Consider the following 12,522-nt stretch of genomic DNA (forward strand, 5'->3'; position numbering starts at 1 on the left):
GCTCCACCGCCGCCCTCGTCGCCACCTACCGGTCGCTGCGCGGTCGCTGAGCCGGTGACCGAGGGGGAGCGGACGCCGCGCCTGAGACCTCCGGCGCACGCGCTCGACCGGCGTGCCGTCGGCTGGTGGCGCACCCAGTGGCTGCTGCTGACCGCGGCGCCACTGGCCGTGCTCGGCGTCCTCGCCGCCCTCCTCGCCCCGGCCCGGCCGTGGCTGCTGCTCTCCGCGGCGGTCACGGCCGGGCTCGGCGTCTGCTGCGCCGCCGTACTGCCCCGCTGGTGGTTCCGTACCCACCGCTGGGAGGTCACCGAGGACGCCGTCTACGTCCGCACCGGACTCTTCCTCCAGGAGTGGCGGATCGCGCCGATGTCGCGCATCCAGACCGTCGACACGGTCCGGGGCCCGCTGGAGCAGCTCTTCGGACTCGCCACCCTCACCGTCACCACCGCTTCCGCCAAGGGCGCGGTACGGATCGCGGGGCTCGGGCACGAACCCGCCGCCGTGCTCGCCGAACGGCTGACCCGGATCACCCGGGGCACCCCCGGCGACGCCACATGAGCACCCCGGGCCCCTCGGTCCCTCCCGGCGCCGATGACCGATGGCGCCGCCTGGACCCTCGTACGGCCCTGGTCACCGCGGTGCTCACGGCCGGAGTGGTGGTGGGCACCGCCGTTCCCGTGGCCATGGGGTTCCTCGGCCACTTCGGCGCCGCCCGGGCCGGACTCTGGACGGCCGCGGGGGCCGCCCTGCTGACCGGCTGCGCCGTTCTCGCGGACCACGTCCGCTGGCGCCGCACCCGCTACCGGATCGGCACCGCACACGTCGACCTCCACTCCGGGCTGCTGCTCGTACGACGCCGCTCGCTCGCCCTCGACCGCGTCCGCACCGTCGACCTCACCGCCCGCCCGCTGCTGCGGGTCCTCGGCCTGGTCACCGTACGGATCGGCACCGGCGAGCACCGGGACGGCGAATCGACCCTGCGACTCGACCCCGTCACCCGCGCCGAGGGCGAACGGCTGCGCCGGCTGCTGCTGGCGCGCGCGGCGGTGCGGGACGATGACGGAACCGCAGGGGAACACGACGGCGAACTGGCCGTCCTCGACCCCCGCTGGATCCGCTACGCCCCGGTCTCCTTCGTCGCCCCGATGCTCGGGGGCGCCGCGGCGGGCGGGGTGATGCAGATGAGCGAGTGGGCCGGCGCGCAGGGCGACGTCATCCACTGGACCGTCGAACTCTTCCGCGCCCTCCCGCTGTTCGGGACACTCGCCGTCCTCGTCGCGGCGGCCCTCTTCACGGGCGCGGCGGGAGCCCTCGGGCTCTGGACCGAGATGTGGTGGAACTACCGCCTGGAGCGCGAACCCGGCGGCACCCTGCGGGTCCGCCGCGGCCTGCTGACCTCCCGCTCCACCACCGTCGAGGAGGCCCGGCTGCGCGGCGCCGAACTGGTGGAGCCGCTGGGCGTCCGGCTGTTCGGCGCCGCCCGGGTGGACGTGATCACCACCGGGCTGGCCGACGACGAGGAGGCCAAGGAGGCGAGCCACAGCACCCTGCTGCCCGCCGTGCCCCGGCCGGAGGCGGAGCGGATCGTGGCGGCCGTGCTCCGCGAGGAGTCCGCCCCGACCGCCGCGCCGCTGACCGGACACCCGCGCGCCGCCCTGGGCCGCCGGCTGCGGCGCGCGCTGGCGGTGGCGCTGGCCCCGGTGGCGCTCCTGGCCGTGCTCGGGGCCGTCACCACGCCCGTCCAGCTGTGGACCGCGCTGGGCTGCGCCCTGGTGGGCCTGCCGGTCGCGGTGGCGCTCGCCCGGGACGCGTACCGGAACCTCGGCCACGCCCTCACCGGCCGCCACCTGGTCACCCGCTCCGGCACCGTACGGCGCTCGACCGCCGCCCTGGAGCGGACCGGGGTGATCGGCTGGACGGTGCGGCAGTCGTATTTCCAGCGGCGGGTGGGCCTGCTGGACATCACGGCCACCACGGCCGCCGGTACGGGCGCCTACGCGGTGTACGACACCGGGGCGGGCGAGGGGCTCACCTTCGCCTCCGAGGCCGTACCGGGGCTGCTGGCGCCGTTCTTGGAGTGGGAGGAGGGCGACCGCCCGGGCCGGGCCTCCGCGCCGGTGGGCCGCCCGGACGCCCCCGTAGGACCGCCGGAACACGCGGGCCCCGTCGGCTGATCCGGCCGTGAAGCACGGCGGATCAGCCGTGCGGACCCGGTCCTTCGCCTTGCCCGGTACTCTCACGGACGCCGGGCCGACCCGGCACCAAGGGTCGGCCGACCATGACGCCGGGTGGACTCGGCGCGTCGTACGGAGTGGAGAACACCATGCCTCGATGGTTCGTTCTGAAGACCAGTGGCGAGACGCCGCACTTCGAGCAGAGGATTTATCAGGAATTCGGAGGGGACGAGGCGGAAGCCCTGGCCCAACTGCTATACAGCGTCGACAACTTCGCGAAGGCGCACACCGAAAAGGGCCGGCTGCGTCAGCGCAGGGAGGTCGGCCGCGTCTCCGACCGGAGCTACTTCGTGCGCGTGCACAACCGTATGCGTGTCGAGCAGGCCCGCTTCACCCTCGTCGAAGTCGTGGCCGACACACACGACGACGCCCTTCCCGACAGTGTGGGCGGGCAGCCCCTGGCGGCCCCGGGCTCGTGAGGTCCCGGGTGCGTCCGGGGCGGTGTGGCCTCAGCCGTGCGTGGTGTCGATGACGCAGAAACGGTTGCCTTCGGTGTCGGCGAGCACCACGAAGTCAGGGTCCGGCGGGTAGTGCGGCCAGTCCACCCGGGAGGCGCCGAGGCCCACCAGTCGGGCCACCTCGCCCTCCTGGTCCTCGGTGTAGACGTCGAGGTGGACGCGCGGCACCTCCTGGACGGGGCTGTCGGGGCCGCTCCGGCCGAGGGAGAGGCCGATGCCGTGGCCCTCGGCCGGGACCAAGACCACCCAGTCCTCCTCGGCGGGTTCGCGCTCCACGTAGGCGAGCGCGGCCTTCCAGAACGCCGCTGCCCGACGGACGTCGGACGCTCCCATCACCACGGTGCCGATGCGTGTCGTCGTCATGCGGGCAAGCCTGTCACGCCCGTCGAAAGGGAGAGGACGCTCTGTATCGTCACCGTGTCCGAGAGGGGACGGGGCCCGCGACGCGTTGCCCTCCCCGTACATGCGGAGAAGCACGGAGAGGGCCGGATGCCGGGGCCAAGACCGCCCATACGGCCCGGCGGTGAGGCGGGGCCCCACCGACTCCCCTTTCTCCACGATCTGTTGGAAGGGCACGACATCCTCCCGAGAGACGCGATCCGGGTGCTCCTGCTGGAACACGACGACCCTCGCAACCTGGAACGCCCCGCGGACTTCGACCTGATGGCGTCGGAGAGCCGCTTCACCCGGCTGGCGAGCGCCTTCGAGGAACGATTCGGCCCTTCCTGCTCAAGTGGCCCGGGCCAGGACGCCAGTTTCCACGGCGTCATCGACGTTCCGGCGGACGCGACGGGCCTCGGGCGGCCCCTGCACGCCATGATGAGCAACTTCGGCGGCTATTTCGTCACCGCGCGAGCCGAGGACGACGAGGGCTCCCCCGGCGAGGATGGCCTGACCGAGGAGCTCACGACGTGGCTCAACGGCGTCTGTACGGTCATGGGCTGCGTCTTCGTCCCGGACGAACTGCTCCGTGAGCCGTACCGAGGGCCCTCGCGCCTGCCGGCGGCGGCGGACGTGGAGCTGGCCGCGGTGCTCGTGGCCGCAGGTGAGGCCGAAGAAGAGGAGGGGGATGAGGACTTGGGAAAGTCGAGTTGGGGCGACCGGTACTTCGACTACATGTGAGACGGCCGGGAGGGGCCGTCCCGCACGCCCTCCCGGGTGGGCGTGCGACGGCGGAAGGCCCGGCCCTCGCTCGTGACGAGCGGGAACCGGGCCTCCACGTACAGCGGTTGACGGCCCCTCAGGAAGAGGCCGGCGGGTAGAGATCGCGGGGCAGCCGGGAGGCCGCCGCCGCGTCGAGCAGCCAGAGCGTCCGGGCGCGGCCGTACGCGCCCGCCGCCGGAGCCTGGACCTCCCCGGCGCCGGACAGGGCGATGGCCGCGGCCTCCGCCTTGTCCTCGCCCGCCGCGAGCAGCCACACCTCGCGCGCCGCCCGGATGGCCGGGAGTGTGAGGGTGACCCGGGTGGGCGGCGGCTTGGGGGCGCCGTGCACACCGACGACGGTGCGCTCGGTCTCCCGTACCGCGGGCAGCTCCGGGAAGAGCGAGGCGACATGGGTGTCCGGTCCGACGCCCAGCATCAGCACGTCGAACGTCGGGACCGGTCCGTGGTCCTCCGGGCGTGCGGCTGCGGCGAGTTCGGCGGCGTAGCCCGCGGCGGCCGCGTCCACGTCGTTCCCGAACGGACCGTCCGACGCCGGCATCGGGTGTACCCGTGCCGGGTCCAGGGCGACCGCGTCCAGCAGGGCCTCACGGGCCTGCGTGACGTTGCGCTCCGGGTCGCCGTCCGGCTCGAACCGCTCGTCGCCCCACCACAGGTCGAGCCGCGACCAGTCGATCGCGTCCCGGGCGGGCGCGGCGGCGAGCGCGGCCAGCAGGCCGTTGCCGTTGCGCCCGCCGGTCAGCACCACCGAGGCGTATCCGCGGGCGGCCTGGGCGTCCACGATCTTCGTGATCAGCCGGGCCGCCGCGGCCTGCGCCATCAGCTCCTTGTCGCGGTGCACGACCAGTTGAGGGGCACTCACTTGGACGCCGCCCTCTTGGCCGGAGCGGCCTTCTTCGCCGGTGCGGCCTTCGGCTTCTCGGCCTCCGGAGCGTCGCCCTCGGCCGTCTTCGGCGCGGACTCGGCGGGGGTGGCCGCCGCGACCTCGCCGGGGCCGCTCAGGTTCTCGACACCGAACTTCACCGTCGTCGCGTAGGTGTTGTCCGGGTCGAGGCGCCGCAGCTCCTCCGCCAGCAGCTCGGCGGTGTCGCGCCGCTTGAGCGCCACACCGCGGTCGGGCTGACCGGTCATCGAGAGGGTGGCCAGCGAGCCGTCCGCGCGGTCGAGAACGATCGGGCCGTTCTTCGTCTCCATGCGGACCGCGGTCAGACCGGGGCCCTGGGAGGGCGTACGCCCCACCGGGACGCCGAGCCGGTCCGCGAGCCACATCGCGAGCAGCTCGCAGCTCGGGTTGTCCGCCTCGCCCTCGACGGTCGCCGAGACGACCTGGGCGGGCTGCTGGTCCAGTGCGGCGGCCAGCATCGAACGCCACGGCGTGATGCGGGTCCACGCCAGGTCCGTGTCGCCGGGCTCGTACGTCGCGGCGCGGACGGCCAGCCCGTCGAGCGGGTGCTCGGCGGAGCCGGTGTCCGTGATGCGGCGCTGGGCGAGCGCGCCGAGCGGGTCCTTCGCCGGGTCGGCGGGGGCGTCCTCGGCCCACCACACCACGACCGGGGCGTCCGGCAGCAGCAGCGGCAGGACCACCGACTGGGCGTGGTTGGCGAGTTCGCCGTGGAGCCGCAGGACGACCGTCTCACCGGTGCCCGAGTCGGAACCGACCCGGATCTCGGCGTCGAGACGCGCGTCACGACGGCTGCGCGGCGAGCGGCTGACCCGCTTGATCACCGCGATGATCCGCGAGGGGTGCTCGCGGGAGGAGTCGCTCGCCGCCTTGAGGGCGTCGTAGGCGTTCTCCTCGTCCGTGACGACGACCAGCGTGAGCACCATGCCGATGGCAGGGGTGCCGATGGCACGGCGAGCGGAGATCAGCGCGTTGTTGATCTTGCTGGACGTGGTTTCCGTGAGATCGATCTTCATGGCCGGCGCCAGCTCCGTCCGTCGCGTGCGAGCATCTCGTCAGCCTCGGCCGGACCCCAGGTGCCGGCCGGGTACTGCGCGGGCTTGCCGTGCTTGTCCCAGTACTCCTCGATCGGGTCGAGGATGTTCCAGGAGAGCTCGACCTCCTGGTGGCGGGGGAAGAGGTTGGCGTCACCGAGCAGCACATCGAGGATGAGCCGCTCGTACGCCTCCGGGCTGGACTCGGTGAAGGACTCGCCGTAGGCGAAGTCCATCGTGACGTCCCGGACCTCCATGGAGGTTCCCGGCACCTTCGAGCCGAACCGCACCGTCACGCCCTCGTCCGGCTGGACGCGGATGACCAGGGCGTTGCCGCCCAGCTCCTCCGTCGCGCCGGACTCGAACGGGAGGTACGGGGCGCGCTTGAAGACGACCGCGATCTCCGTCACGCGGCGGCCGAGACGCTTACCGGTGCGGAGGTAGAACGGGACGCCCGCCCAGCGGCGGTTGTTGACCGTCAGCTTGATCGCCGCGAAGGTGTCCGTCGTCGACTTGGGGTCGATGCCGTCCTCTTCGAGGTAGCCGAGGACTTCCTCGCCGCCCTGCCAGGCGTGGCTGTACTGACCGCGCACGGTGTGCTTGCCGAGGTCCTCGGGAAGCTCGACGGCGGTGAGCACCTTGAGCTTCTCCGCGACCAGCGCCTTCGGGTGGAAGGAGCCGGGCTCCTCCATCGCGGTGAGCGCCAGCAGCTGGAGCAGGTGGTTCTGGATGACGTCACGGGCGGCGCCGATGCCGTCGTAGTACCCGGCCCGGCCGCCGATGCCGATGTCCTCGGCCATGGTGATCTGGATGTGGTCGACGTACGACCGGTTCCAGATCGGCTCGAACATCGTGTTGGCGAAGCGGAGCGCCAGGATGTTCTGGACGGTCTCCTTGCCCAGGTAGTGGTCGATGCGGAAGACCTCGTTGGGCGGGAAGACGTCGTGCACGAGCTGGTTCAGCTCCTGCGCGCTCTCCAGGTCGTGCCCGAACGGCTTCTCGATGACGGCGCGGCGCCAGGCGCCCTCCGTCTGCTCCGCGAGACCGTGCTTCTTGAGCTGCTCGACGACCTTGGGGAAGAACTTCGGCGGCACGGACAGGTAGAAGGCGAAGTTGCCTCCGGTGCCCTGCGCCTTGTTGAGTTCGTCGATCGTCTCCTTGAGAGTCTCGAACGCCTCGTCGTCGTCGAAGTTGCCGGGCACGAACCGCATGCCCTGGCTCAGCTGCTGCCAGACCTCCTCGCGGAAGGGGGTGCGGGAGTGCTCCTTGACGGCGTCGTGGACGACCTGGGCGAAGTCCTCGTCCTCCCAGTCGCGGCGCGCGAAGCCGATGAGCGAGAAGCCCGGCGGCAGCAGGCCGCGATTGGCCAGGTCGTAAACGGCGGGCATGAGCTTTTTTCTGGACAAATCGCCCGTGACACCGAAGATGACCAGGCCCGACGGCCCCGCGATGCGCGGGAGCCGTCGGTCCTGGGGGTCACGAAGTGGGTTTGCTCCGGGAACACCAGACAAAGTGGTCAGCCCTCCGAAGGAGCGAGGCGCGCGAGCTCCGCCTCGGTCGACTTGAGCAGGTCGTTCCAGGCGGCCTCGAACTTCTCGACGCCCTCGGACTCCAGCAGCGCCACGACGTCGTCGTAGCTCACGCCGAGCTTGGCGACGGCGTCGAGGTCGGCGCGCGCCTGCTCGTAGCCACCGGTGATGGTGTCGCCGGTGATCTCGCCGTGGTCGGCGGCGGCCTCAAGGGTCGCCTCCGGCATGGTGTTGACCGTGTTCGGCGCGACGAGCTCGTCGACGTACAGGGTGTCCTTGAGAGACGGGTCCTTGACGCCGGTGGAGGCCCACAGCGGACGCTGCTTGTTGGCCTGCGCCTTGTCCAGGGCGGCCCAGCGCTCGGAGGAGAAGAGCTCCTCGTACGCCTCGTACGCCAGACGGGCGTTGGCGAGGGCGGCCTTGCCCTTGGCGGCCTTGGCCTCGTCGGTGCCGACGGCGTCCAGACGCTTGTCGATCTCGGCGTCCACGCGGGACACGAAGAAGGAGGCGACCGAGTGGATCTTCGACAGGTCCAGGCCCGCGGCCTTCGCCTGCTCCAGACCCGTGATGTACGCGTCGACGACCTCGCGGTAGCGCTCCAGCGAGAAGATCAGCGTCACGTTGACGCTGATGCCCTTCGCGATGACCTCGGTGATCGCCGGCAGGCCGGCCTTCGTCGCCGGGATCTTGATCAGGGTGTTCGGCCGGTCCACCAGCCAGGCCAGCTGCTTGGCCTCGGCGACGGTCGGCACGGTGTGGTGGGCCAGGCGCGGGTCGACCTCGATGGAGACCCGGCCGTCCTGGCCGTCGGTGGCGTCGAACACCGGACGCAGGATGTCGGCGGCGTCACGGACGTCCGCCGTCGTGATCATGCGGATGGCTTCCTCGACGGTGACCTTGCGGGACGCGAGGTCGGTGAGCTGCTGCTCGTAACCGTCGCCCGAGGAGATCGCCTTCTGGAAGATCGACGGGTTGGTGGTGACACCGACGACGTGGCTCTGGTCGATCAGCTCGGCGAGGTTGCCGGACGTGATGCGCTTGCGGGACAGGTCGTCGAGCCAGATCGCGACGCCTTCGTCGGAAAGGCGCTTCAGTGCGTCTGTCATGGAATTACATCTCCTACTGGATCGTATGTCTGCGTCAGCGCGCGGCGGCGTCGAGAGATTCCCGGGCGGCGGCGACCACGTGCTCGGGGGTGAACCCGAACTCGCGGAACAGCACCTTCGCGTCGGCCGAGGCACCGAAGTGCTCCAGCGACACGATGCGGCCCGCGTCACCCACGTACCGGTACCAGGTCAGGCCGATGCCCGCCTCGACGGCGACCCGGGCCTTGACGGCCTTCGGCAGGACGCTCTCGCGGTACTCCGGGGTCTGCTCCTCGAACCACTCGACGCACGGCATCGAGACGACCCGGGTCGGCACACCGGCCGCCTGGAGCTGCTCGCGCGCCTCGACGGCGAGGTGGACCTCGGAACCGGTGCCGATGAGGACGACCTGCGGCTCGCCGCCGTCGGCCTCGAACAGCACGTAGCCGCCCTTGGCGGCGTCGTCGTTCGCCTCGTACACCGGCACGCCCTGGCGGGTCAGCGCCAGACCGTGCGGGGCACCCTTGCCGAACACCTTGGTCCAGCGGCGCTGGATCTCGCGCCAGGCGATGGCGGTCTCGTTGGCGTCGGCCGGGCGCACGACGTTCAGGCCCGGGATGGCGCGCAGCGAGGCGATGTGCTCGACCGGCTGGTGCGTCGGACCGTCCTCGCCCAGACCGATGGAGTCGTGGGTCCAGACGTACGTCACCGGCAGGTGCATCAGCGCGGACAGGCGGACGGCGTTGCGCATGTAGTCGGAGAACACCAGGAAGGTGCCGCCGTAGACGCGGGTGTTGCCGTGCAGCGTGATGCCGTTCATCTCCGCGGCCATGGAGTGCTCGCGGATACCGAAGTGGATCGTGCGGCCGTACGGGTTCGCCTCGGGCAGCGGGTTGCCGGCCGGGAGGAACGACGACGTCTTGTCGATCGTGGTGTTGTTCGAGCCGGCGAGGTCGGCGGAACCGCCCCACAGCTCGGGGATGACCTCACCGAGGGCCTGGAGCACCTTGCCGGACGCGGCGCGGGTGGCGACGGAGGTGCCGACCTCGAAGACGGGGAGCTTCTCCTCCCAGCCCTCGGGCAGCTCGCCCGCGTTGATGCGGTCGAAGTCGGCGGCGCGCTCCGGGTTGGCGGTGCGCCAGGCGGCGAAGGACTTCTCCCACTCGGCCTTGGCGTCGCGGCCGCGGTCCAGCGCCTCACGGGTGTGCGCGATGACCTCGTCGGCGACCTCGAAGGACTTCTCCGGGTCGAAGCCGAGGACCTTCTTGGTCGCGGCGACCTCGTCGGCACCGAGCGCCGAGCCGTGCGCGGCCTCGGTGTTCTGGGCGTGCGGGGCGGGCCAGGCGATGATCGAGCGGGCCGCGATGAACGACGGGCGCTCGGTCTCGGCCTTGGCGGCCAGCAGCGCCTTGTACAGGCCCGCCGGGTCCAGGTCGCCGTTGGGCTGCTGCTCGACGCGCTGGACGTGCCAGCCGTACGCCTCGTACCGCTTCAGGGTGTCCTCGGAGACCGCGGTCTCCGTGTCGCCCTCGATCGAGATGTGGTTGTCGTCCCAGAGCAGCGTCAGGTTGCCGAGCTTCTGGTGCCCGGCCATCGAGGACGCCTCGGCGGAGATGCCCTCCTGGAGGCAGCCGTCACCGGCGATGACCCAGATGTCGTGGTCGAAGGGCGAGGTGCCCGGGGCCGCGTCCGGGTCGAACAGGCCGCGCTCGTAGCGAGCGGCCATGGCCATGCCGACGGCGTTGGCGACACCCTGGCCCAGCGGGCCGGTGGTGGTCTCGACACCGGTGGTGTGGCCGTACTCCGGGTGGCCCGGGGTCTTCGAGCCCCAGGTGCGGAAGGACTTCAGGTCGTCCAGCTCCAGGCCGTAACCGGCCAGGTAGAGCTGGATGTAAAGGGTCAGGCTGGAGTGACCCGCGGACAGCACGAAACGGTCGCGGCCCGTCCAGTCGGCGTCGGCGGGGTCGTGCCGCATCACCTTCTGGAAGAGCGTGTACGCGGCCGGAGCCAGGCTCATCGCCGTGCCCGGGTGGCCGTTTCCGACCTTCTGTACGGCATCGGCCGCGAGGACGCGTGCAGTGTCCACGGCCCGCTGGTCCAATTCGGTCCACTGAAGGTCTGTGGTGGTCGGCTTGGTGCTCACCCTGAGTCAGGGCTCCTCTCCACTGTTCGGAAAACCGGGGGCTGGTGACCGCACCGGACAATGTTGAGCCTACCCCCGTGACAACAAGGGATTTCCGGTTGGATTCCAGGGTGCGCGGCATCGGCGGAGTTCGCCTTCCGTATGAGCGGGACGGCTCACTATTGGGCTTCTCCAATGAGCGTGACCTGGTACTTCTGTGCTTCTCGGCCGAGAGGCGGGCCGCTCGTCCGAGCTGCCGCGGGCGGGGCGCTCGAAAGGGTGTCGCAGCCGCTCGAACGCGCCACTCCAACACGAGTCCACCCCCGCGAAGGGCGGCCTGTCCCCAACGTCTACAGTGGTCTGGTTCGCGCAAGTCTTTACCGGGCCCTCACACCCGGTGCTTGCTGGGATTTCTCTGTCAGGGGTGTGCGTGACGGCCGTCGAGTCCCGACCCGCAGGGGTCGCCTTGACTCCGAGCCCAGGGGGCCATCGCCCGTTCGGGGCCCGCATCAAGGCATTCGTGGCGCTGACGAAGCCGCGGATCATCGAGCTGTTGCTCATCACCACCGTTCCGGTGATGTTCCTGGCCGCTCAGGGTGTGCCCGACCTGTGGCTCGTTCTCGCTACCACCGTCGGCGGATACATCTCCGCGGGCGGTGCCAATGCGCTCAACATGTACATCGACCGCGACATCGACGCGTTGATGGACCGTACGTCGCAGCGTCCGCTGGTCACCGGAATGGTGAGCCCGCGCGAGTGCCTGGCCTTCGGGATCGCCCTCGGGGTGGTCTCGACCGTCTGGTTCGGGCTGCTGGTCAACTGGCTCTCCGCGGCGCTCAGCCTCGGCGCGCTCCTCTTCTACGTCGTCGTCTACACGATGCTGCTGAAGCGGCGCACCGCCCAGAACATCGTCTGGGGCGGCATCGCCGGCTGCATGCCGGTCCTCATCGGCTGGTCGTCGGTGACGAACTCGGTCTCCTGGGCCGCGGTCATCCTCTTCGCGGTCATCTTCTTCTGGACGCCTCCGCACTACTGGCCGCTGTCCATGAAGGTGAAGGACGACTACGCCCGCGTCGGCGTCCCGATGCTGCCGGTGGTCGCCACGAACCGGGTGGTCGCCCGCCAGATCGTCATCTACAGCTGGGTGATGGTCGCGGTCTCGCTGCTGCTGACCCCGCTCGGTTACACGGGCTGGTTCTACACCGTGGTGGCGCTGCTCTCCGGCGGCTTCTGGCTCTGGGAGGCGCACGGCCTGCAGAACCGGGCCAAGGCCGGTATCGCCGGTGCGAAGCTGAAGGAGATGCGACTGTTCCACTGGTCCATCACCTACGTCTCGCTCCTCTTCGTCGCCGTCGCGGTGGACCCCTTCCTCCGCTGACGCACCAGACGTTCTGTTCTCGCCGACGGGCGGGTGACGTGGTCCAGGCCACGTCACCCGCCCGTCGCCCGTTGGCCTACCCATCGGTAGCATCCTGTGCCATGGCAGAGAAGGCAGACATGGCGCAGACGGATGAGACGCAGCGGGTGGACAGCAAGCGCGCGGCCCGCGACGGACGCAGGGCGGCCCGGCTGGCCAAGGAGATCGGTGCCTTCGCCAAGGCGCACGGCGGCGCCGAGGGACAGCTGGCGTACATCGGACAGGCGGGCACCCGGATCGTCCTGGTGGGCGAGGACGGAGGCTGGGGCGACCTCGTGGCCCCCTCGCACGCGGTCGCCGAGAGCGCCGCGGAGAAGTCCGGCCTCACCCTGCACGAGAGCTTCGACGGGGAGTTCGCCGCGAAGGTACGCACCGGCCGGTACGAATGGACCCGGATGGCGGGCATCCAGGTGGGTGGCCCGGCCAACCGCGACTGAGCGCGGTACCGGGGGAGCCGCTCGCACGGGGCGGAGCGCGGGTCCGGGGTCCGGTCGAGACGAGCTCGACGCCGGCCTCGTGCAGACCGCGGGCGAGGTCTTCCAGCCCCGTCTTGTCGTAAACACTGACCAGGGCGCGGCGGA

The 12,522-nt window shown here is 71.1% G+C and carries 12 protein-coding genes and 1 pseudogene; 6 read left to right on the forward strand and 7 right to left on the reverse strand.

Annotation, left to right across the window (positions count from 1 at the left end; genetic code table 11):
- Positions 1-54: 54 nt before the first annotated feature.
- From ACWD3D_RS23900 to ACWD3D_RS23910, 3 genes are all read left to right on the forward strand, one after another.
- On the forward strand, positions 55-558 hold the full coding sequence (locus ACWD3D_RS23900) for a PH domain-containing protein (protein ID WP_451462866.1): 504 nt from the start codon (positions 55-57) through the stop codon (positions 556-558).
- Positions 555-2,174 carry a PH domain-containing protein gene (locus tag ACWD3D_RS23905; protein ID WP_451462856.1) on the forward strand — a complete coding sequence of 540 codons (1,620 nt, stop codon included), beginning with the start codon at positions 555-557 and terminating at the stop codon, positions 2,172-2,174. The genes ACWD3D_RS23900 and ACWD3D_RS23905 overlap by 4 nt, the downstream gene beginning before the upstream one ends.
- A 104-nt stretch (positions 2,175-2,278) precedes the next feature.
- Positions 2,279-2,653 (forward strand): hypothetical protein, encoded by a 375-nt coding sequence (locus ACWD3D_RS23910; RefSeq protein ID WP_451462857.1) that lies wholly within the window; start codon positions 2,279-2,281, stop codon positions 2,651-2,653.
- Positions 2,654-2,683: 30 nt separating this feature from the next.
- Here the strand turns inward: ACWD3D_RS23910 and ACWD3D_RS23915 are convergent, their stop codons facing one another.
- The gene (locus ACWD3D_RS23915) at positions 2,684-3,055 is read right to left on the reverse strand and encodes a VOC family protein (RefSeq protein WP_451462858.1); all 372 of its coding nucleotides are present in this window, start codon (positions 3,053-3,055) and stop codon (positions 2,684-2,686) included.
- A 201-nt stretch (positions 3,056-3,256) separates the two neighbouring features.
- Here ACWD3D_RS23915 and ACWD3D_RS23920 point away from each other — a divergent pair, with 201 nt between their 5' ends.
- Complete coding sequence (locus ACWD3D_RS23920; protein ID WP_451462859.1) at positions 3,257-3,814, forward strand: hypothetical protein; 558 nt, start codon at positions 3,257-3,259, stop codon at positions 3,812-3,814.
- 118 nt (positions 3,815-3,932) lie between these two features.
- Here the strand turns inward: ACWD3D_RS23920 and pgl are convergent, their stop codons facing one another.
- The 5 genes from pgl to tkt are packed head-to-tail and all read right to left on the reverse strand — an operon-like array spanning position 3,933 to position 10,545.
- The gene (gene pgl / locus ACWD3D_RS23925) at positions 3,933-4,715 is read right to left on the reverse strand and encodes a 6-phosphogluconolactonase (RefSeq protein ID WP_451462860.1); all 783 of its coding nucleotides are present in this window, start codon (positions 4,713-4,715) and stop codon (positions 3,933-3,935) included.
- Positions 4,712-5,770: a glucose-6-phosphate dehydrogenase assembly protein OpcA gene (opcA, locus tag ACWD3D_RS23930; protein WP_451462861.1), complete on the reverse strand. Its 1,059-nt coding sequence runs from the start codon at positions 5,768-5,770 to the stop codon at positions 4,712-4,714. The genes pgl and opcA overlap by 4 nt, the downstream gene beginning before the upstream one ends.
- A complete protein-coding gene (gene zwf, locus ACWD3D_RS23935; RefSeq protein ID WP_328722322.1) occupies positions 5,767-7,299 on the reverse strand; it encodes a glucose-6-phosphate dehydrogenase in 1,533 nt (510 codons plus the stop codon). Before zwf ends, opcA begins: the two co-directional genes overlap by 4 nt.
- A 5-nt stretch (positions 7,300-7,304) precedes the next feature.
- Positions 7,305-8,423, reverse strand: a complete 1,119-nt coding sequence (tal, locus tag ACWD3D_RS23940; RefSeq protein WP_451462862.1) for a transaldolase — start codon at positions 8,421-8,423, stop codon at positions 7,305-7,307.
- 34 nt (positions 8,424-8,457) lie between these two features.
- Positions 8,458-10,545: a transketolase gene (gene tkt / locus ACWD3D_RS23945; RefSeq protein ID WP_451462863.1), complete on the reverse strand. Its 2,088-nt coding sequence runs from the start codon at positions 10,543-10,545 to the stop codon at positions 8,458-8,460.
- Between the two features lie 403 nt (positions 10,546-10,948).
- Here tkt and ACWD3D_RS23950 point away from each other — a divergent pair, with 403 nt between their 5' ends.
- Both ACWD3D_RS23950 and ACWD3D_RS23955 read left to right on the forward strand, forming a co-directional pair.
- Positions 10,949-11,902, forward strand: coding sequence for a heme o synthase (locus ACWD3D_RS23950; RefSeq protein ID WP_451462864.1), 954 nt, complete (start codon positions 10,949-10,951; stop codon positions 11,900-11,902).
- A gap of 101 nt (positions 11,903-12,003) precedes the next feature.
- Positions 12,004-12,378, forward strand: coding sequence for a hypothetical protein (locus ACWD3D_RS23955; RefSeq protein WP_451462865.1), 375 nt, complete (start codon positions 12,004-12,006; stop codon positions 12,376-12,378).
- Here ACWD3D_RS23955 and purH read toward each other — a convergent pair.
- Positions 12,362-12,522 (reverse strand): annotated as a pseudogene (purH, locus tag ACWD3D_RS23960) (bifunctional phosphoribosylaminoimidazolecarboxamide formyltransferase/IMP cyclohydrolase); the annotation flags it as partial. The gene ACWD3D_RS23955 and the pseudogene purH overlap by 17 nt on opposite strands.

Source organism: Streptomyces sp. NPDC002690, from assembly GCF_053592415.1.

Coding starts and splice junctions, on each gene's coding strand:
- ACWD3D_RS23905 (WP_451462856.1), top strand. CDS start 555: ATGAGCACCCCGGGCCCCTCGGTCCCTCCCGGCGCCGATGACCGATGG.
- ACWD3D_RS23955 (WP_451462865.1), top strand. CDS start 12,004: ATGGCAGAGAAGGCAGACATGGCGCAGACGGATGAGACGCAGCGGGTG.
- ACWD3D_RS23915 (WP_451462858.1), bottom strand. CDS start 3,055: ATGACGACGACACGCATCGGCACCGTGGTGATGGGAGCGTCCGACGTC.
- tal (WP_451462862.1), bottom strand. CDS start 8,423: ATGACAGACGCACTGAAGCGCCTTTCCGACGAAGGCGTCGCGATCTGG.
- opcA (WP_451462861.1), bottom strand. CDS start 5,770: ATGAAGATCGATCTCACGGAAACCACGTCCAGCAAGATCAACAACGCG.
- ACWD3D_RS23910 (WP_451462857.1), top strand. CDS start 2,279: ATGACGCCGGGTGGACTCGGCGCGTCGTACGGAGTGGAGAACACCATG.